This is a genomic window from Dickeya parazeae Ech586 (assembly GCF_000025065.1).
Taxonomy (GTDB): Bacteria; Pseudomonadota; Gammaproteobacteria; order Enterobacterales; family Enterobacteriaceae; genus Dickeya; species Dickeya zeae.
Map to the genome: position 1 here is coordinate 3759633 of NC_013592.1, position 19509 is coordinate 3779141.

Sequence of the window (19509 nt, forward strand, 5' to 3'; positions counted from 1 at the left end):
TCTGATCTGTCGGACATAAAAAATGGTGGGGAAACCCACCATTTTTTGTGCCATGTTAATTATTGTACAGGTTATTCGCGGAACAGCTCTTCGATGTCCAGACCCTGCACTTGCAGGATTTCACGCAGACGGCGCAACCCTTCTACCTGAATCTGACGAACCCGTTCACGTGTCAGACCGATTTCACGACCGACATCCTCCAGTGTAGCGGCTTCATATCCCAGCAGACCAAAACGACGAGCCAGCACCTCACGCTGTTTGGCGTTCAGTTCAAACAACCACTTAACGATATTCTGCTTCATATCGTTATCCTGAGTGGTATCTTCCGGGCCGTTATCTTTCTCATCGGCCAGAATATCCAGCAGCGCTTTCTCCGAATCTCCGCCCAATGGGGTATCTACCGACGTGATGCGCTCATTGAGGCGCAGCATACGGTTCACGTCATCCACCGGCTTATCCAACCGTTCAGCAATCTCTTCCGCACTCGGCTCATGATCCAGCTTGTGGGAAAGCTCACGTGCCGTACGCAGATAAACGTTGAGTTCTTTGACGATATGGATAGGTAAACGGATAGTTCGGGTTTGATTCATGATGGCCCGTTCAATCGTTTGACGGATCCACCAGGTGGCGTAAGTTGAAAAACGGAACCCGCGTTCAGGGTCAAATTTCTCAACAGCGCGGATAAGACCGAGGTTTCCCTCTTCAATCAGGTCCAGCAATGCCAGTCCTCGATTGTTGTAGCGGCGGGCGATTTTCACCACCAGCCGCAGGTTACTCTCGATCATACGGCGGCGAGAAGAGACATCGCCGCGTAGTGCCCGACGGGCAAAGTAAACTTCTTCCTCAGCCGTCAGAAGAGGTGAGTAGCCGATTTCTCCCAGATAGAGCTGAGTTGCGTCCAGCACGCGCTGTGCAGTTCCTTGCGAGAGCAATTCCTCATCGAGTAGATCGCTATCGCTGGTTTCTTCCTCCGCAAGCGCTTTGTCGTCAAAAACATCGACTCCGTTCTCATCAAATTCAGCATCTTCATGCAACTCGTTAACTTTCAGCGTATTTTGGCTCATAAGTGGCTCCTACCCGTGATCCCATGGCAGGATACCAACATACCCTGCCCGATTTATCGCTGCGGAAGAAAACGCAGCGGGTTTACGGATTTCCCCTTGTAACGAATTTCAAAGTGCAAGCGTACTGAACTGGTTCCGGTGCTACCCATGGTAGCAATTTGTTGACCCGCCTTTACCTCTTGTTGTTCCCGGACCAGCATGGTTTCGTTATGGGCATAGGCGCTCAGGTAGTCATCATTATGTTTGATGATTATCAGATTACCGTAACCGCGTAACGCGTTACCCGCATACACTACGCGCCCGGAAGCGGTAGCGACAACGGATTGCCCACGTGAGCCGGCGATATCAATCCCTTTATTTCCCCCCTCTGAGGCTGAGAAATTATCTATGACTTTCCCATCTGTAGGCCAACGCCAACTGGCAATTGCCGTGTTGGTTTGCGTCGGTTCGGTGGCAGGCAACGTAGCTGCAGCCCCTGCCGCAGGCAGCATCTTACCGCCCGCATTCTGTTTACCCGAACCTTCAGAATACGCATTAGTTGGTTGAGAATCAACCTGTGCGGATTGCATTTGTGTTGACGATGGCGACGCCGTAGCAGCGGCCGCCGCGTTGGCTGGCAGCATATGACCGCTGCTGTTCGCGGTATTATTATTGCCCGACAACATACGACTACCGCCAGAGGCTTTAGCCGCATTTTCTGGCAACATATGGCCGCTGTCAGACGGGCTGCTGGCGGCAGGAGCAGGAGTCGTTGTCATGGTCGGCGTACCGGCGATCGCCATCCCCTGAGAACCGCCTGAAGCATTCATGTTGCTGCCAAGGCTCAACGTCTGGCCGACATTCAGACTATAAGGCTCCTGAATATTGTTGCGCTGGGCCAGCTCGCGGTAATCATTACCGGTAATCCAGGCAATATAAAACAGGGTGTCCCCACGTTTGACGGTGTAGTTATTGCCGGTATAGCTCCCTTTCGGAATGCTGTTATAGCTACGGTTATAGACAATCTTCCCTTCCCGCGTGGTGACGGCTGCGGGTGCTGGCGACGCCTCGCTAGAAGGACGGCTTATACTCGCGGAAGGAAGAGGCTGCGAGTTATTGCTCATGCTGCTGCCAGCGCTCGAAATACGCGGTGGTGGTGAATAGGTGGTCGTACTGCCCGAACGGCTTCCTGCGTCGTTACCTCCCACGCTGCTGATCGGGGCGGCCTGATTATTGTCATTTGCACAACCAGCCAATCCCAGAATAATAATCGAACACACAGCGATCTGACGCCAGTTAACGATTTGGCTTCCCATGCGCCAAATTCCCCCTATAACCAAAAATGACGAAATCTGCCCGGCCCCGGCGTTTACTCCTGTCCGGGGTACCCTGATGAAGGGTAGTGAGCATGCCAAACAACGCAAAACGCAGCCACCATTCATCGTCTTCGTCGATACAAACAGGCAATCACTACACAGTTCTGCCTGGCAGCCATACTGTACCAACAGGGCCAAGACACGGACAACGACGGCACACAGCCTATCAATATCAATCCGTTATCACCATAAGACAGTTGTATTGAAATTTTAAAGACGGATGTTTTACCGATGAATACTGTTTATCAATAAATACTGTTTATCAATGAATACTGTTTTACCGATCAAGACGATGTCATTGAAGATGATGACGGCGAGTGCCACGGTATCAAGCCAGTTCCCCTTTGACCAGCGGAACAAACCGAACTGTTTCCACCGTCTGGACGATAAATTCACCATGACGGTGCACCACCACCTGTAACGTTTGTTGTTGCTCCCCTACCGGCAACACCATAATGCCGCCTTCATCGAGTTGCTCCATCAACGCCGAGGGGATCTCCGGCGGTGCCGCCGTGACAATAATGGCATCGAATGGCCCTTTAGAAGCCCAGCCTTGCCAGCCATCACCATGGCGGGTGGAAATATTATGCAGATCCAATTGCTTAAGACGCCTTTTCGCCTGCCATTGCAGGCCTTTAATGCGCTCAACTGAAAATACATGCTGCACCAGATGTGCCAGGATGGCGGTTTGATAGCCGGACCCCGTGCCAATTTCCAGCACACGAGATACCGGCGTCAGCCGTAGCAACTCCGTCATTCTGGCGACGGTGTATGGCTGAGAAATGGTTTGTCCGGAGCCGATTGGCAGGGCGACATTATCATAGGCTTTATGCTCGAATGCCTCGTCAACAAAGCGTTCACGGGGAACCGAAGCCATCGCCTGCAACAGGCGTTCATCCTGAATTCCCTGCTGGCGAAGCTGTTCCAGCAGCGTTTGCACGCGTTTGTTCACCATTCCCAGCCTGCTCCAGCGTTAGCCCACCTCATCAACTCGCTCCGTCCCCCGATAGCAAAGAAACCGACTGCCCGTCCTGGCATAACACAGGCGTTTGCGACCGAAAAACCCGCCGCGGATCAGACCGATTACCTATTTTCCTGTTGTTCCTGTTGCACAGGAAGCAGCAGTTCCCGCACCACGCTGGTGGCAAAGCACCCCGCAGGCAGCCAAAAGTGTAACTCCAGCGTGGCATCATCTTGCCACAACCAGCGCATCTCTTGCGGATACAACATGATAGCGCGACGAGCACTCTCCACCCGCTCGCGCGTCAACAATGATAAGAGCTGAGTGTGCTCCTGCAAACATTGCTGCTCAAACGACAGCGCCAGCGCTTGCACGCCAGGGTCGCCTTGTCCCGGTAAGGCCGCGGTAATTTGTACGTCGCCAGCATTCACACGTGACTGCGCGTCGTCCAACTCCTCCGGCTTCACCACAAACCAGCTACCGCGACCGGTCAGTTGCAGTGCATCACCCACCAATACTTGTGTTGGGCCATATGTCGCCAGCCGCGCGCTGGCTATCTGATTAAATAATTCACTGCGAACGGCCGAGAGGTAGAAACTCCGTTTGCTGCGATCCTTAACCCGAATCTCGTCATTCGCCCAACGACGGGCCTGATCCAGATTATTACCATCGCGACCAAAACGCTGACTGCCAAAGTAATTAGGTACGCCCCCGGCTGCGACCTGTTGCAAACGGGTTTCGACCTCGGCACGGTCACTGATCTCACGCAACACCAGTCGAAATGCATTGCCACGTAGCGCACCAATACGCAGTTTACGGCGATGGCGATGTGCTTCAAGAATTTCACACCCATCGAGCGCAAACGTCGACCACTCCGGGGACTCTTTGCCCGGCAAATGAAGACAGAACCACTGCTCAGTTACCGCGTGACGATCTTTTAGTCCGGCATAGCTGACAGAACGCGCCGGGATACCTGCAAACCTGGCCAGTGCTTCCGCTACAAAAATGGTATTACACTCTCGTTTACGAAGACGTACCAGCACATGTTCGCCGTCACCGTCTGCGGTAAACCCCAAATCCTCGGCAACAAAGAAATCATCCGGCGACGCCTTGAGTTTCCCTGTTGCGACAGGTTCACCATGCAACCAAGACAGTGATTCGCAAGCCATTACCATGCCACGACTCCCGCCGCGTCACTTCTGACCAGTAAAACGACCGCTTCACAGGCAATCCCTTCGCCACGACCGGTAAAACCCAGTTGCTCCGTGGTGGTAGCCTTCACATTGACGTCATCCATATGCGATTGCAGATCTTCAGCAATATTGACGCGCATTTGTGGGATGTGTGGTGCCATCTTCGGGGCCTGTGCAATGATAGTGACATCCAGGTTACCCAACTCGTAACCTTTATCGGTAATACGACGCCAGGCCTCACGCAGCAATTCACGGCTGTCGATGCCGCGATAAGCCGGGTCAGTATCGGGAAACAGTTTGCCGATATCCCCCATTGCCGCCGCGCCCAGCAGCGCGTCGGTAACCGCATGCAACACAACATCACCATCGGAATGCGCCAGCAAGCCGCGCTCATAGGGAATACGCACCCCACCGATCACCAACGGGCCTTCCCCGCCAAATTTATGCACATCAAAACCGTGACCGATACGCATCACTCAGGCTCCTTTATTATCGTGTTAATGATGATCCAGACTGCGCGTCAAATAAAATTCCGCCAGAGCCAGATCCTCCGGACGTGTGACTTTGATATTGTCTGCGCGCCCCGGAACTATCTGCGGCTGATAACCGCAATATTCCAGCGCCGAGGCCTCATCGGTTATGGTTGCCCCTTCACGCAACGCGCGTTCCAGGCACGAGCGCAGCAGCGCCAACGGGAACAGTTGCGGCGTCAGTGCATGCCACAGCGCTTCACGTTCTACCGTGTGGTCAATGTGTCCATCACGGCTGCGCTTCATGGTATCACGTACCGGGGCCGCCAAAATGCCACCGACTTCACTCTGCCCGGTCAGGAGCAATAGTCTTGATAAATCATCCTGATGCAAACAAGGGCGAGCGGCATCATGCACCAGCACCCAATCAGCTTGCTGCACCTGTTGCAACCCAGCCAGCACCGAATCGGCACGCTGGCGACCGCCGTTCACCACCTGAATACGGGCATCCGAAGCCAGAGGTAGCGCGGAAAAATAGGGGTCATCGGCGCTAATAGCGATAATTACCCGTTGAATTCGCGGCTGGCGTAGCAACGCGGCGACCGTGTGTTCAAGAATGGTTTTCGTACCGATGGAAAGATACTGTTTGGGGCGATCACTGAGCATCCGGCTGCCGTTACCAGCCGCCGGCAAAACAGCGACCACCTCAGCCACAGCGTGATTCGGAGTAGACATACCTAGCGAGACATCGATGATGAAGTGGAAGACGTCGGGGAGGATGGCGCAGGTGACGAGCTACTGCGCGCACGGCGATCGGCTTGATCTGCCACTAAACGATAAAAACTTTCACCCGGTTTGGTCATACCCAGCTCGTTGCGCGCACGCTCCTCAATGGCTTCCTGACCGCCGTTGAGGTCGTCGATTTCAGCGAACAGCTGTTCGTTACGGGATTTCAGTTTAACGTTGTTGGCCTGCTGCACCGCCACGTCATCCTTCACCCGCACATAATCATGAACACCGTTTTTCCCCAGCCAGAGCGAATATTGCAACCAACCGAGAAGAATCAACAATAATAGCGAAAGTTTTCCCATCCAGCCCCCTGAAAAGCCGCCTAATCATCCCATAACTTTTGTCAGGACTCCACCTCCGCCAGCAGCATTCGTTTCTGGCAGGGAAAAGTCAGGCGTAACCGGTCGGTGACGGATAAAGTTACTCACTCATGGACATAGTTTTAGCAAAGAAATAAATAGTCTGAAATCGGTATCGTGGCGGGAATAACGCCTGAAGGGCTACCATCCGGTGATTAACACGAACACCAGCCAGAACAGGCCCGGAATGCTGACCGCACAGCAGAGCATCATCCACCCCACATGATTCGGCAACAACACGCGGAACAACATGCCGATCAGAACCGACAGGGGCATCAGCGCCAGGAAGAAAGGCCAGGTATACAGCATCAATAGCAGCGTGGAATTCAGGCCGTAGAACACGAATGGCAGAGAAAAAGCCAGCCAGTAGAAACAAAAACCGGCCAGTGCGCCCACCAGCGGACTGTAGGACGACGCAGGAGACGCGTCCTCCTCGCCATGAAAGGTCCGCGCACTACTATAGGTTTGCGAACTGCTATAGCTTTGCGAACTGCTATAGCTTTGCGAACTGCTATAGCTTTGCGAACTACCATAGCTTTGCGCACTACTACAGGTTTGCGTACTACTATCAGGTAATGGCGTCACACTCTGCATCATCGTTCCTGCTTACCCCATCACCGGGTAACCGTTGGCCTGAAGACTGCCCCTTCACTCGCACACCCCGTAGCGCGACAACGTAAACACACCTACGCCACGGCGGTGAACAGCCTCGTGAAGGGCCATCTGAGGCTTAGATGATAGCTCGACCATGCAGCATATCTAATAATTCGTCGACTAAATTTGTTACCAATTGTTGGCCATCCAGATGCAATTCAGGCTGTTCCGGTGCCTCATAAATGGCATCAATACCGGTGAAATTACGCAGCTCACCGGCGCGGGCTTTCTTGTACAGACCTTTCGGGTCACGGGCTTCACAAATCGACAGCGGCGTATCCACGAACACTTCAAGAAACTGCCCTTGATCAAGCAGTTCGCGTACCATCTGTCGTTCAGCACGATGCGGAGAGATAAACGCGGTTAATACAACCAGCCCCGCATCGACCATCAACCGGGCGACCTCGCCCACCCGGCGGATATTCTCCCGCCGGTCATCGTCGCTGAATCCCAGATCCCGGCAGAGGCCATGCCGAACATTATCGCCATCAAGCAAATAAGTACTGACGCCACGGGCAAACAGCGACTGCTCCAGCGCACCGGCTAACGTCGACTTACCGGAGCCGGACAACCCGGTAAACCACACCACCACGCCACGATGGCCGTGTTGCCGTTCCCGGTCCTCACGCGCCACCGCATGGTCATGCCACACCACATTGGCATCAACCGGTCTATTGCTGTCAACCGGTCTATTGTCATCAACCGGTCTGGAATGCGTTTGCGCCACCTTATTTTCCTCCCAGCAGATCACGCGCACCCCAGTGCGGGAAGTGGCGACGAATCAAGGCGTTCAACTCCAGCTCAAACGCGCTGTAATCACCACGCTCTGCGACAGTCTGTGCCACCGGCTCACGCACCAACCCGGCACCGACCGTCACATTACTCAGACGATCGATAAAAATCATGCCGCCGGTAACTGGATTGTGCTGGTACTTATCCAGCACCAACGGTTCATCAAAGGTGAGCTCCACCAGACCAATACCGTTAAGCGGCAACGATTCGGTAACCCGCTGCGTCAAGGTGTTGATGTCCACCTGATAGTGAATCTTTTCCACCCGTGCGCGGGTTTTCTTACCGGCAATTTTGATATCGTAGCTTTGTCCTGGCACTAAGGGTTGCTCAGCCATCCACACCACATCCACATTGGCACTGCGAACCGCCTGACGTGTTTCTTCACTGCTGACCAGCAAATCTCCCCGGCTGATGTCGACTTCGCTGGATAGCACCAGCGTCACCGCTTCACCCGCCTGCGCTTGCTGTAGATCACCATCGAAAGTCACGATACGGCTGATGCTGGACTCCACACCAGAGGGCAGTACTTTCACCCGCTGTCCAACCTGCACGGTGCCTGAGGCGACCGTACCGGCATAACCACGGAAATCAAGATTCGGGCGGTTGACATACTGTACCGGGAAGCGCATCGGCTGGCTCAGGCTACGGGCAGAAACATTGACGGTTTCCAACACGTCCAGCAGCGTCGGGCCGCTATACCAGCTCATAGACGAACTGGGCGTTGCCACATTATCGCCATCCAGCGCGGAAATCGGCACAAAGGTGATATCCAAATCCGCCGGTAACTGACCAGCGAAGTCCAGATAATCGCGCTTGAACTGCTCAAAGACCGCCTGCTGATAATCCACCAAATCCATCTTGTTAACCGCCACCACCAGATGGCGAATCCCCAATAGCGTAGCGATAAAGCTGTGACGCCGGGTCTGATCCAGCACGCCTTTACGGGCATCGATCAACAAAATCGCCAGTTCGCAAGTAGACGCGCCGGTCGCCATATTACGGGTGTACTGCTCATGCCCCGGCGTATCGGCAATAATAAATTTGCGCTTTTCAGTAGAAAAATAGCGATAGGCCACATCAATGGTGATGCCCTGTTCGCGCTCAGCCTGTAAGCCATCCACCAGCAACGCCAGATCCAGCTTTTCACCCTGTGTACCAAGACGTTTACTGTCATTGTGCAGCGTAGAGAGCTGATCTTCGTAAATCTGACGCGTATCGTGCAACAATCGGCCAATCAGGGTGCTTTTGCCATCGTCAACGCTGCCGCAGGTCAAAAAACGCAGCAGGCTTTTGTTCTGCTGTGCATGAAGGTAAGCCTCAACCCCGCCCTGCTCGGCAATCTGTTTTGCAATGCTATGATTCATTTGACGATTCCTCAGAAGTACCCTTGACGCTTTTTAAGCTCCATGGAGCCGGCCTGATCACGGTCAATGACCCGTCCCTGACGTTCACTGGTGGTGGACACCAGCATCTCTTCAATGATTTCCGGTAACGTCTGTGCCTGTGATTCCACCGCGCCGGTCAGCGGCCAGCAACCCAGTGTGCGAAAACGCACCATACGCTTGGCGATAACCTCACCCGGTTGCAGATCGATACGATCATCATCCACCATCAACAGCATACCGTCACGCTCCAGCACCGGACGTTCAGCGGCCAGATACAGCGGCACAATATCGATATTTTCCAGATAGATGTATTGCCAGATGTCCAGCTCAGTCCAGTTGGAAAGCGGGAATACGCGGATGCTTTCGCCTTTGTTAATCTGGCCGTTATAGTTGTTCCACAATTCCGGTCGTTGATTTTTAGGATCCCAACGGTGGGCGCGATCGCGGAAAGAGTAGATACGCTCTTTAGCACGGGATTTTTCCTCGTCACGGCGAGCGCCGCCAAACGCGGCATCAAAACCGTACTTATCCAATGCCTGTTTTAGCCCTTCGGTTTTCATGATGTCGGTATGCTTGGCGCTGCCGTGCACAAAGGGATTAATGCCCATCGCCACCCCTTCCGGGTTGCGGTGCACCAGCAACTCACAGCCATAAGCTTTGGCAGTACGATCGCGGAATTCGTACATTTCGCGAAACTTCCAGCCGGTATCCACATGCAAGAGCGGAAACGGCAACGTGCCCGGAAAGAACGCCTTGCGGGCCAGATGCAACATCACGGAGGAGTCCTTGCCGATGGAGTACAGCATCACCGGGTTGCTGAATTCGGCCGCCACCTCACGAATGATATGAATACTTTCTGCTTCAAGCTGTTTTAAATGCGTGAGTCTTTTCTCGTCCATAACCTTAACCTTAAGCCAGATTCACCACGGCCGGGCGCCCATCATTCGGCGTCATCCGCGCTTGTTCACCAAACCAGGCGATGTGTTGATGCAAATCCACCACTTCGCCGATAACCAGCAATGCAGGCGTCGGAGCCTGTTGCGCCAGCGTTTCTAATTCCGCCAGCGTTCCCGTCAGCACGACTTGATCCTGCCGGGTACCACGGCCGATGACCGCCACCGGCGTCTGTGCAGCCCGACCATGCGCAATCAGTTGCTGGCTGATTTCCGCCGATTTGACCGTGCCCATATAGATAGCCAATGTCTGCCTGCCGCGCGCCAGCGTCGACCAGTCCAGCGCATCGCCATCCGGCCGACAATGTCCGGTGATGAATGTCACGCTCTGCGCGTAATCCCGGTGTGTCAACGGAATGCCAGCGTAGGCTGTCGCACCTGCCGCCGCCGTAATTCCCGGCACCACCTGAAACGGAATGCCTGCCTGCGCCACCTGTTGCAGTTCTTCGCCACCGCGGCCAAAAATAAAGGGATCGCCGCCTTTGAGCCGCACGACCCGTTTCCCTTCTTGCGCCAGTTTCACCAACAGCGCATTAATCTCTTCTTGTGGCAGCAGGTGCGCGCTGGCGCGTTTACCGACACAAATCCGCTCAGCATCACGGCGCACCAGATCCAGCACGTCGTCACTGACCAGATGATCGTAAAGCACCACATCCGCCTGCTGAATGACCTGCAAGCCGCGCAGTGTTAGCAAACCGGCATCGCCGGGACCTGCCCCCACCAACGCCACCTCGCCCTGTTGCCCATCAGGCTGCGACAGTTGCTGTTCCAGTTCCTGCTCGGCCTGAGCCAGTTGACCGGCCGCCACCAGACTGGAAAAACGGCCACTAAACACACGCTCCCAAAACCGACGGCGTTCCGTTATTGATGCCAGTTGCTGCTTGATGCGTCCGCGCCATTTCCCGGCCAGTTCCGCCATTTGTCCCAGACGAGCAGGCAATAGCGCCTCGAGCTTCTCTCGCAATAACCGCGCCAGCACCGGTGCCTGACCACCGGATGAAATCGCCACCACCAATGGCGAGCGGTCAATCAGCGACGGGAAAATGAACGAGCATTTGGGTTGATCGTCTACCACGTTAACCAGTAGCTGGCGTTGATTGGCCTGCTCAAACACCGTGGCATTGAGCGCCCCGTCATCCGTAGCGGCAATCACCAGAAATACGTTATCCAGCAGCGCAGGCGCAAACTCCTGCGCTACCCAGGCCAGTTGTCCCGCCTGATGCAAAGCCTGAAGCGGCTCGCACAATGACCGCGCCACGACCCGGACATCCGCACCGGCACGTTGCAACAAGTCAATTTTGCGGGTTGCCACCTCACCGCCTCCCACCACCAACACGGGGCGTTGCCGGAGATCGGCGAATATAGGGAGATAGTTCACAGATGCCTTTACTAAGCTAAAAATTCTATAAAGCGACTATAAAACGTGAAGAGAAGGGTTATGAAATGCCGAATTAGTATGATTAGTTCCGTAATGGAATAACAAACTACGCGTGAAAGAATAAAAACGCTTAATAACGGTTTTTCATGACTATTTTTACACTTCACGTTCACCTGAGCCTGCTAAAAGCAGGCGAGAACATCAGCACACAGATGATGTGATAGCGTTGTGCACCTGCCGCCGGAATAGCCACCGGTGACAACGCTCATGGATAAGAAGAGGACTGACAAACCGTTTGAACCAGTAGGAATCAACCCTCATGCAGCCCGCATTCGCGTTTCAGGCCGAAGAAACGGGTTTCTTCCTCACTCATACCCGGCTCCCACTTGCGGGTAGTGTGGGTATCGCCGACGGACAGATAACCCTGCTCCCACAGCGGATGGTAGCCCAGTCCATTGGCTTTCAGGTACTGATACACCGTGCGGTTATCCCAATCGATGATCGGCAAAAACTTGAATACCCCACGTCGGATAGCCAGCACTGGCAAGCCTTCACGACTCCCTGACTGTTCACGACGCAAGCCAGCAAACCAGGTGCCGACCTGTAACTCCTGCAACGCCCGGTTCATCGGTTCGACTTTATTGATCTGGTTGTACTGTTCAAGCCCTTCCAGCCCCTGTTCCCACAATTTGCCGTAGCGCGCCTCCTGCCAGGCAGGAGACTGGGGGGCACGGTAAACATGCAGGTTAAGGTTCAGCTGTTCGGTTAATTGATCGATGAACTGGTAGGTTTCCGGGAACAGATAACCGGTATCGGTGAGGATAACCGGGATATCCGGCCGTTGCCGGGTCACCAGATGCAAACTCACCGCGGCCTGAATGCCGAAACTGGAGGACAGTGCAAACTCTCCCGGCAGGTTTTCCAGCGCCCAGCCCACACGCGCTTCGGCAGACAACCCTTCCAGCAATTGATTGACCTCCGCCAGAGCGGCGGTCTGCTCCGTTTGAGACAAGGCGCGCAGCGCCTCCAGATTCAGACTGGACATCAGGTTCTCCTGTCAGTCGTAAAAATCAACAGCGGGATCCAGCACCGGTTTAATGATGCCGACACGGATGGCAAAATCGCCAAACCCTTCGCCGCTTTCGCGTTCGCTGGCCCAACGCGCGACCAATTGGTCAATCTCCGTCAGGATCTCTTTTTCGGTAATGTTCTCCCGGTACATCCGCGGAATGCGGGTACCTTCGCGATTACCACCGATATGCAGGTTGTAACGACCGATAGCTTTCCCCACCAGGCCAATTTCCGCCAGCATGGCGCGGCCACAGCCGTTAGGGCAACCCGTTACGCGCAACACGATATGGTCATCACCCACACCGTGTTTCTGCATAATGCCTTCTACCTGCGTGACAAACTCCGGCAGGAAGCGCTCTGCTTCCGCCATCGCCAGCGGGCAGGTTGGCAGCGAAACACAGGCCATCGAGTTCTGCCGTTGCTCGGTGAGGCTATCGTCGATCAGGCCATGCTGACGCGCCAGTGCCTCGATTTTGGCTTTGTCGCGCGCCGCAACCCCCGCCACGATCAGGTTCTGATTCGCGGTCAGTCGGAAATCACCTTTGTGGATTTTAGCGATTTCCGCCATGCCGGTTTTTAACGGACGCCCCGGGTAATCCAGAATACGGCCATTCTCAATGAACAGCGTCAGATGCCAGTGATTATCGATCCCCTTCACCCAACCGATGCGATCGCCACGACCGGTAAACTCGTACGGCCGAACCGCTTCAAACGCAATACCGGCACGACGCTCGACTTCCTGTTTAAAGGTGTCGACGCCGACCCGCTCCAGCGTATATTTAGTCTTGGCGTTCTTACGGTTGGTACGGTTGCCCCAGTCACGTTGGGTGGTGACCACCGCTTCAGCTATCGCCAGCGTCTGCGCCAACGGAATGTACCCCAACTCACTGGCCGTACGCGGATAAGTGGTCTTGTCGCCATGAGCGATAGACAAGCCGCCACCGACCAGCACGTTAAAGCCCACCAGTTGGCCGTTATCTGAAATAGCGACAAAGTTCAGATCATTGGCGTGCAGATCCACATCATTCTGCGGCGGGATCACCACCGTGGTCTTGAATTTACGCGGCAGATAAGTCGGCCCCAGAATCGGCTCTTCATCGGTGGTGGCAACCTTTTCCTTATCCAGCCACACTTCAGCGTAAGCGCGAGTACGCGGCAGCAGATGTTCGGAAATTTTCTTCGCCCACTCGTAGGCCTGCTGATGCAGCACCGACTCGACCGGATTGGAGGTACAGAGCACGTTACGGTTGACGTCATTGGCGGTTGCCAACGAATCCAGCCCAACGTCATGCAGCAACTGATGAGCGGATTTCAGATCATTTTTCAAAATACCGTGAAACTGGAAGGTTTGGCGGTTTGTGATACGGATACTGCCGTACAGCGTTTTTTCACCCGCAAACTTGTCGATAGCGAGCCACTGCTGCGGCGTCATCACCCCACCCGGCAGACGGCAGCGCAACATCATGGCATGACGCGGCTCCAGTTTCTGCTCGGCGCGTTCAGCACGAATATCGCGATCGTCTTGCTGGTACATGCCGTGAAAGCGGATAAGCAGAAAGTTATCGCCGTTAAAACCGCCAGTCAGACCGTCGTTTAAATCTTGTGTAATCGTACCGCGCAGGTAATTGCTTTCCTGCTTCATACGTTCGGCGTCAGCCAGCGTACCCTCGACCACCAGCGGACCAGAATATCTTTCGCTCATTAGTACACATCTCTCTGATAACGCCGCTCAAGACGCAGCTCGCTTAAAAACTCATCCGCCTGTTCGGCGTCCATCCCACCTTGTTCAGCCACTATGTCCAGCAGCGCGTGTTCCACATCTTTTGCCATGCGATTGGCATCGCCGCACACATAAATATGGGCGCCATCCTGAATCCAGCGCCACACCTGCGCGCCTTTTTCACGAATCTTGTCCTGCACATAGACTTTGTGGGCTTGATCGCGTGACCATGCCAGGTCAATGTCGGTCAGCAGCCCATCCTTGACGTAGCGCTGCCACTCCACCTGATAAAGGAAATCTTCAGTAAAGTGTGGGTTGCCGAAAAACAGCCAGTTTTTGCCCCCGGCCCCCTCAGCCTCACGCTGTTGCATAAACGCGCGGAACGGAGCAATACCGGTACCGGGCCCAATCATAATAATCGGCGTGTCTGGGTTGGCAGGCAGACGGAAATTATCATTGTGTTCAATGAACACACGGACCTCGCCCTCTTCTTCCAGATGGTCAGCCAGATAACCTGACGCGCCGCCGCTACGCGCACGCCCTTCATATTCATAGCGCACGACGCCGACGGTGATGTGCACTTCACTGCCCACATCGTCCTGTGACGATGCAATAGAGTAGAGACGCGGCGTCAACGGACGCAACAACCCGATGAGCTGTTCCGGCGTCAGTTCCACCGGTGCTTCGCGTACCATATCCACCAGCGGAGTGCGTTGTGCGTACTGTTGCAAGGCAGACTTATCCGCCACCAACCCCAACAAGGTGTCGTTACGGGACAACGCCGCATAGTTGGCAACGATCGGTGCGGTATTCTGCGTCAGCTCGAAATGGCGTTGTAGTGCCTCGGACAGCGGTAGGGTGTTGCCGCCGACGCTGACCGGTTCATCGCCTTTTAACCACAACAGACCCAGTAATTCCTGTACCAGCGCCGGGGCATTCTCATACCAAACCCCTAACGCATCACCAGGCTGATAACGCAGACCGGAATCCCCTAAGTCGATTTCGATATGGCGGACATCTTTCTCTGAGTTGCGGCCGGTAATCTTCTGATTAGTTACCAACGAAGCGGTATAAGGTGCTTCTTTATGGTACGGGCTGGTGGTTACCGCGTTAACCTGACCACTGGCAGCCGTTTGTACCGCCACCGCCGTCTGGCTGGCGAAACGCGCTTTCAGCGCCTCAGCCACCTGGCGTCGCCACTGCACTGCCAGTGGCTGGAACTCCACATCAGCATCGACACGATCCAAAAGACGCTCAGCGCCCAATTCCGCCAGGCGACTGTCAAAATCTTTACCGGCCTTGCTGAAGAATTCGTAAGAGGTATCACCCAAACCAAATACCGCGAATGTCAGCCCCGCCAGCGACGGCGCTTTTTTCGAGAACAGGTACTTATGTAGCGCCACAGCTTCCTCTGGCGGCTCGCCCTCGCCCTGCGTCGAGGTGACTATCAGCAACAGTTTTTCCTGTGCTATCTGCTTGAACTTATAATCACCGGCATTCACCAGCGTCACGGGCAGGTTGGCTGCCAGCAGCTCGTCGCGGACCTGCTCCGCCACACGGCGCGCGTTGCCAGTCTGGGAGGCTGAAATCAGCGTAATAGCGGCAGGCGGTGCCGCGTTTGACGAAGCTAGCGCGCTGGTCGGTGCGGCGAGCGCACCGGGTTGCTGCTGAATCACGCCCCAGAAATAGCCAGACAGCCAGGCCAGTTGCGCCGGTGAAAGATCACCGGTCGCCGCCTGAAGACGCGAAAGTTGCTCCGCGCTCAACGGGAGCTGCGGAGTCGGAGAAGCCGGAATGCTCATTATGGTGTCGGTATCCTTGTTCTGGCTGCGGGCGCGAATGCCGGGTTGCCGCCATAGCCAATATCATGAAATAGAAAGTCAGATAGGATATAAGGTAACCATCCCTACCTGAACAATTAAAGACAGGATGGCAATATTTAATAACCAAAATGACTAAATAGTTTTTTTGATAACACTTATTGCTTTAAGTGTTATTGATCACAATTTATTGCATTGATTATTGGGATGTTTATTTTCCGCTATCGCACAGACGTGAAACCCTAAATAATCCGGGGCAGAACCCTATTTCGTGACCCTGGGAGCATACCGATAATGTGGCAACGTCGCGCGCTGGAACTCAATACCCAAGATATCTGGCACTGGCAGCGGGTCATCACGTTGGTGGAATATGCCCGTCGTTACGGTTTCAATACGCTGGTGCTAGGCCAGGCGGACTTGCTGGACAAGCTGGTGACGCCCCCGGCTTATCAGCCAACCCGCTTTGACGATCGTATCAGCAGTCAGCAACGCTCACGCTGCGTCTATCTCAATCAGGTTGCCGCTTATTGTCGCGAGCAAGGGTTAGCGTTATACCTGCAATGCAAAGAACTGACGTTCCCCACCGACTTGCTATTGCAGTATCCCCATTTACTGGACGATGCACGTCAGTTCCGCATTGATACCCACTTCTGGTGTGATTATCTGGCCGCCAAAGTCGAACAACTGATGCAGCAAATCCCACGATTGCATGGGCTGATGCTGGCTATCTCCAACAGCGACAGCCTGATACGTTTCGCTCCACCACCCGGCGAAGAGATACAGCGTGGCGGCACAGTCCCCGCCGCCACAGACAGCGAGCCGGTCTACCGGCAATTGTTCGCGGCCGTTACCCGCGTTATCCACGCCCACCAGCGTCACCTGGTATTACGCGCTTTTCCCGCTAATCATCAGGATATGTCTCATGTACTGGACGCTATCCGCAGCCTGCCGACTAGCGTATCCGCCGCCATTAAAATGACGCCGGAACGCTTCTGGCCGGAATTTCCCAATAATCCAGCACTGCTGGAACTGGGGGATCGGGAAGTCTGGGTGGAGTTGGATCTGGCTGGCGAAGAAGTCGGCTGGGGAAATTTACCGTTTTTGCGCTACACCGAAGTACAAGGGCGGCTGTTATGGTGTCGGGAGAAAAATCCGGCCATCGTCAGCGCGGCCTGTCGCATCAGTTGGGACGGCGTCGATAACCACAGCGTATTAGGCTCGCTGAGCGAATTCACCCTGTTTGCTTGCGCGCACCTGTTGAATGACAACGCGCCACCGATTAACGAAAGCGAACTTTTTCGCCGCTGGCTGGCGGAATGCTGGCAATGGCAACCGGATGAGCAGGTTTGTCACACCATGCGAACGTTGCTGGAACAGGCCCAACAGGCGCTGTCGTTATCGCTGTACGCCCGCCACCACGTGTTCCATCGCCATAGTCTGTTACCGTCCAGTTATGGTCAGGCGGTGTGGAGCCTGTACGGTCAGCTTAACCGCAATCACTGGCTCCCCGGCTCCGGTCGCGACATCACCTTTGAACGTCAGGAAACTGAGCTGGCCTCCCACAATCTGTACCAGATCGTGCGGGAGAAAGACACCGCCTGGCAGTTAGCCGAGCAAAGCCAGCAGGTTGCCATGCAGTTTGTCCGCGACCACCAACTGCCGGAGCCGCTACGTCAGCGCTGGCTGCAAGAATGGCGAGGGCTCGCGCTCTATTGCCGGGCTTTCGTCCATGCACAGAAAGCCTTTTTCACGTTGCACTATTGCCAGCGTGTGGAAAATAACTGGACGCTGCGTGAGATAGCCAAAACCAATATTCAGGCGCTTTATGGCGTAGCCCATGAAATGGATGATTTCAGCCTGCAACACCGGGATTACCCGGTCAGCATGCATGTCATGTTTGATGCTGACCGCCCACGCTCGCTGGCAGACAGTCTGCAACAGCAGTTGACAGCGCTCACGCAAGATATTGGTGGTCATCACCCGACAGCGCCACGTCATGAAGCGTAGCGCCATCAGGCCGACAATTAGCGGATCACGCGCTTGAGAATGCGATTACCGGCCTCGCTAAACGTCTTCGCGGAGACCTCCACCGTCTTGTTGCCGTAATCCAGTTGCTCGACCGTTTGCAGAATCAGGCTGGACAGTTGCGGGTCTTCAATATACGAGGACACCGGGGTTTGCATGGGTTTTTCCAGCGCCTGCATCAACCCTTTCACCGCCAGATCCTGCGTGTCCAGTTTTTGGTTATCCTGTAGTGCCTGTCGTGCCACCCGGCTAAGCGGTACGCCGCGCTCGGTCCCCATCAGGAGGCTGCCTTCCGGTTCATTCATCAGGAAATTGAGCAACAGTGCCGCCTCTTTCGGGTGCCCGCTGTTTTTGCTGATGGCAAACAGCATGGAGGGCTTGAAGAACTGCCCAGGATTATCCGAGCCAGGCGTCATTATGTACGGCCCCAGTTCCAGTTTGGCTGGCGGCGCTAACGGCTCGGCGTATTTTTTCACTACCGAGGCCCACAATTGCGCCCCGCCGTACTCACCGTTAATCCACGGCCGGGTTTCAAAGACTCCCGCCTTGCCAAAGGCGTTGTAGTACTTGGTCGATGGAATAACATGCTCATCCACCAACCGTTTATAGAAACGGAACGCTTCCAGCCACTGTGCTTCGGTGTAATTAAAACGCTTGTTCTGCTCGTCAATCATGCCAATATTGAATTTTTGCGTCATATAGGTGTTGAGCAGTTCCAGCAGCCCTTCCCCGCTGTCTTGCGCCGGGGACGCTAATGGGAAGTAGTTATCACCGAGCTTTTCTTTGAACACCTTGCCAGCCTGAAACAGCTCTTCCCAGGTGGTGGGATACGCCAGTCCGGCTTTTTTCCAGGTATCGACGTTGTAGTACATCACCAGCCCGTTCAGTGAGGTCGAGATAGCATTCACCTTGCCATCGACCGTCGTTAACGCATCGGCAGGGAAATCCTGCAATTTCAGAGTGTCTTTCAGTGTATTGAGGTCATAAAAGCCAGTACCGGTGCGGGAAAAAATCGGGATCCAGTTCCAGTTGATCTGCATGACATCCGGTTCCTGCCCGCTGGCGATTTGCGTCGTCAGGCGTGAAAGATAGCCGTCCCAGCCGGTATATTCTGCTTTAACGGTGATGCCTGGGTATTTCTTCTGAAACGCGTCAATCGCTGCCAGAGTCGCCTGATGGCGACTGTTGCCTCCCCACCAGGCCATACGCAATGTTACTTGTTCCGCTGCCTGAACCTGGCCCAGCAAGGTCAATGCCAGCAACAGTAATCCTGTCAGTAATCTCATCATGTCCCCGATCCTCTTGGTGTTGTTATTTTAGGGCGGAAGGGTAATCAGGCAGGTACAGAGCACCTCCCGCTGGCAAACAAGATAGGCAGATTGCTGTTGTCTTCACCAGTGCCGGGGAAGCCTCTGATACGCGTTATGCGGGGCAGGCTGAAAAAATGTGTACCGTCAGCCCTGACAACATTCATTTCATGGACATGGGTGCCCTCTTCATCGTACGGCACTCCTGCTACC

At 54.6% G+C, this 19509-nt stretch carries 17 protein-coding genes; 1 reads left to right on the forward strand and 16 read right to left on the reverse strand.

The features are described from left to right. Positions 1–71 precede the first annotated feature (71 nt). The 15 genes from rpoS to cysJ all read right to left on the reverse strand — a co-directional run bounded on the left by rpoS (position 72) and on the right by cysJ (position 15946). Positions 72–1064: an RNA polymerase sigma factor RpoS gene (gene rpoS, locus DD586_RS16435; RefSeq protein ID WP_012885939.1), complete on the reverse strand. Its 993-nt coding sequence runs from the start codon at positions 1062–1064 to the stop codon at positions 72–74. 53 nt (positions 1065–1117) lie between these two features. Beyond that, positions 1118–2359, reverse strand: a complete 1242-nt coding sequence (gene nlpD / locus DD586_RS16440; protein ID WP_012885940.1) for a murein hydrolase activator NlpD — start codon at positions 2357–2359, stop codon at positions 1118–1120. Positions 2360–2747: 388 nt separating this feature from the next. Continuing rightward, on the reverse strand, positions 2748–3374 hold the full coding sequence (locus tag DD586_RS16445) for a protein-L-isoaspartate(D-aspartate) O-methyltransferase (RefSeq protein ID WP_012885941.1): 627 nt from the start codon (positions 3372–3374) through the stop codon (positions 2748–2750). Positions 3375–3502: 128 nt separating this feature from the next. Then, on the reverse strand, positions 3503–4549 hold the full coding sequence (gene truD / locus DD586_RS16450; RefSeq protein ID WP_041165082.1) for a tRNA pseudouridine(13) synthase TruD: 1047 nt from the start codon (positions 4547–4549) through the stop codon (positions 3503–3505). Beyond that, a complete protein-coding gene (gene ispF, locus DD586_RS16455; protein ID WP_012885943.1) occupies positions 4549–5046 on the reverse strand; it encodes a 2-C-methyl-D-erythritol 2,4-cyclodiphosphate synthase in 498 nt (165 codons plus the stop codon). Before ispF ends, truD begins: the two co-directional genes overlap by 1 nt. A gap of 24 nt (positions 5047–5070) precedes the next feature. Then, complete coding sequence (ispD, locus tag DD586_RS16460; RefSeq protein WP_012885944.1) at positions 5071–5778, reverse strand: 2-C-methyl-D-erythritol 4-phosphate cytidylyltransferase; 708 nt, start codon at positions 5776–5778, stop codon at positions 5071–5073. Between the two features lie 2 nt (positions 5779–5780). After that, on the reverse strand, positions 5781–6134 hold the full coding sequence (gene ftsB, locus DD586_RS16465) for a cell division protein FtsB (RefSeq protein WP_012885945.1): 354 nt from the start codon (positions 6132–6134) through the stop codon (positions 5781–5783). Positions 6135–6332: 198 nt separating this feature from the next. Beyond that, complete coding sequence (locus tag DD586_RS16470) at positions 6333–6788, reverse strand: DUF3561 family protein (protein WP_228669708.1); 456 nt, start codon at positions 6786–6788, stop codon at positions 6333–6335. Between the two features lie 133 nt (positions 6789–6921). Next, positions 6922–7572, reverse strand: a complete 651-nt coding sequence (cysC, locus tag DD586_RS16475) for an adenylyl-sulfate kinase (RefSeq protein WP_012885947.1) — start codon at positions 7570–7572, stop codon at positions 6922–6924. A gap of 1 nt (position 7573) precedes the next feature. After that, positions 7574–9001 (reverse strand): sulfate adenylyltransferase subunit CysN, encoded by a 1428-nt coding sequence (cysN, locus tag DD586_RS16480; RefSeq protein WP_012885948.1) that lies wholly within the window; start codon positions 8999–9001, stop codon positions 7574–7576. An 11-nt stretch (positions 9002–9012) separates the two neighbouring features. Continuing rightward, a complete protein-coding gene (cysD, locus tag DD586_RS16485) occupies positions 9013–9921 on the reverse strand; it encodes a sulfate adenylyltransferase subunit CysD (protein WP_012885949.1) in 909 nt (302 codons plus the stop codon). A gap of 10 nt (positions 9922–9931) precedes the next feature. Beyond that, a complete protein-coding gene (gene cysG / locus DD586_RS16490) occupies positions 9932–11353 on the reverse strand; it encodes a siroheme synthase CysG (RefSeq protein ID WP_012885950.1) in 1422 nt (473 codons plus the stop codon). Positions 11354–11663: 310 nt separating this feature from the next. After that, positions 11664–12398 (reverse strand): phosphoadenylyl-sulfate reductase, encoded by a 735-nt coding sequence (locus DD586_RS16495; RefSeq protein ID WP_012885951.1) that lies wholly within the window; start codon positions 12396–12398, stop codon positions 11664–11666. 12 nt (positions 12399–12410) lie between these two features. Next, positions 12411–14126 (reverse strand): assimilatory sulfite reductase (NADPH) hemoprotein subunit, encoded by a 1716-nt coding sequence (gene cysI, locus DD586_RS16500; protein ID WP_012885952.1) that lies wholly within the window; start codon positions 14124–14126, stop codon positions 12411–12413. Beyond that, positions 14126–15946 (reverse strand): NADPH-dependent assimilatory sulfite reductase flavoprotein subunit, encoded by a 1821-nt coding sequence (gene cysJ, locus DD586_RS16505; RefSeq protein WP_012885953.1) that lies wholly within the window; start codon positions 15944–15946, stop codon positions 14126–14128. The genes cysI and cysJ overlap by 1 nt, the downstream gene beginning before the upstream one ends. A 312-nt stretch (positions 15947–16258) precedes the next feature. Here cysJ and DD586_RS16510 point away from each other — a divergent pair, with 312 nt between their 5' ends. Then, positions 16259–17971, forward strand: coding sequence for a hypothetical protein (locus tag DD586_RS16510; RefSeq protein ID WP_012885954.1), 1713 nt, complete (start codon positions 16259–16261; stop codon positions 17969–17971). 17 nt (positions 17972–17988) lie between these two features. Here the strand turns inward: DD586_RS16510 and DD586_RS16515 are convergent, their stop codons facing one another. Continuing rightward, entirely contained in the window at positions 17989–19278 is a 1290-nt protein-coding gene (locus tag DD586_RS16515; protein ID WP_012885955.1) for an ABC transporter substrate-binding protein, read from the reverse strand. Positions 19279–19509: the final 231 nt, after the last annotated feature.

Coding starts and splice junctions, on each gene's coding strand:
- DD586_RS16510 (WP_012885954.1), top strand. CDS start 16,259: ATGTGGCAACGTCGCGCGCTGGAACTCAATACCCAAGATATCTGGCAC.
- DD586_RS16495 (WP_012885951.1), bottom strand. CDS start 12,398: ATGTCCAGTCTGAATCTGGAGGCGCTGCGCGCCTTGTCTCAAACGGAG.
- rpoS (WP_012885939.1), bottom strand. CDS start 1,064: ATGAGCCAAAATACGCTGAAAGTTAACGAGTTGCATGAAGATGCTGAA.
- truD (WP_041165082.1), bottom strand. CDS start 4,549: ATGGCTTGCGAATCACTGTCTTGGTTGCATGGTGAACCTGTCGCAACA.
- ispF (WP_012885943.1), bottom strand. CDS start 5,046: ATGCGTATCGGTCACGGTTTTGATGTGCATAAATTTGGCGGGGAAGGC.
- cysI (WP_012885952.1), bottom strand. CDS start 14,126: ATGAGCGAAAGATATTCTGGTCCGCTGGTGGTCGAGGGTACGCTGGCT.
- nlpD (WP_012885940.1), bottom strand. CDS start 2,359: ATGGGAAGCCAAATCGTTAACTGGCGTCAGATCGCTGTGTGTTCGATT.
- DD586_RS16445 (WP_012885941.1), bottom strand. CDS start 3,374: ATGGTGAACAAACGCGTGCAAACGCTGCTGGAACAGCTTCGCCAGCAG.
- cysD (WP_012885949.1), bottom strand. CDS start 9,921: ATGGACGAGAAAAGACTCACGCATTTAAAACAGCTTGAAGCAGAAAGT.
- cysJ (WP_012885953.1), bottom strand. CDS start 15,946: ATGAGCATTCCGGCTTCTCCGACTCCGCAGCTCCCGTTGAGCGCGGAG.
- DD586_RS16515 (WP_012885955.1), bottom strand. CDS start 19,278: ATGATGAGATTACTGACAGGATTACTGTTGCTGGCATTGACCTTGCTG.
- ispD (WP_012885944.1), bottom strand. CDS start 5,778: ATGTCTACTCCGAATCACGCTGTGGCTGAGGTGGTCGCTGTTTTGCCG.
- DD586_RS16470 (WP_228669708.1), bottom strand. CDS start 6,788: ATGATGCAGAGTGTGACGCCATTACCTGATAGTAGTACGCAAACCTGT.
- ftsB (WP_012885945.1), bottom strand. CDS start 6,134: ATGGGAAAACTTTCGCTATTATTGTTGATTCTTCTCGGTTGGTTGCAA.
- cysN (WP_012885948.1), bottom strand. CDS start 9,001: ATGAATCATAGCATTGCAAAACAGATTGCCGAGCAGGGCGGGGTTGAG.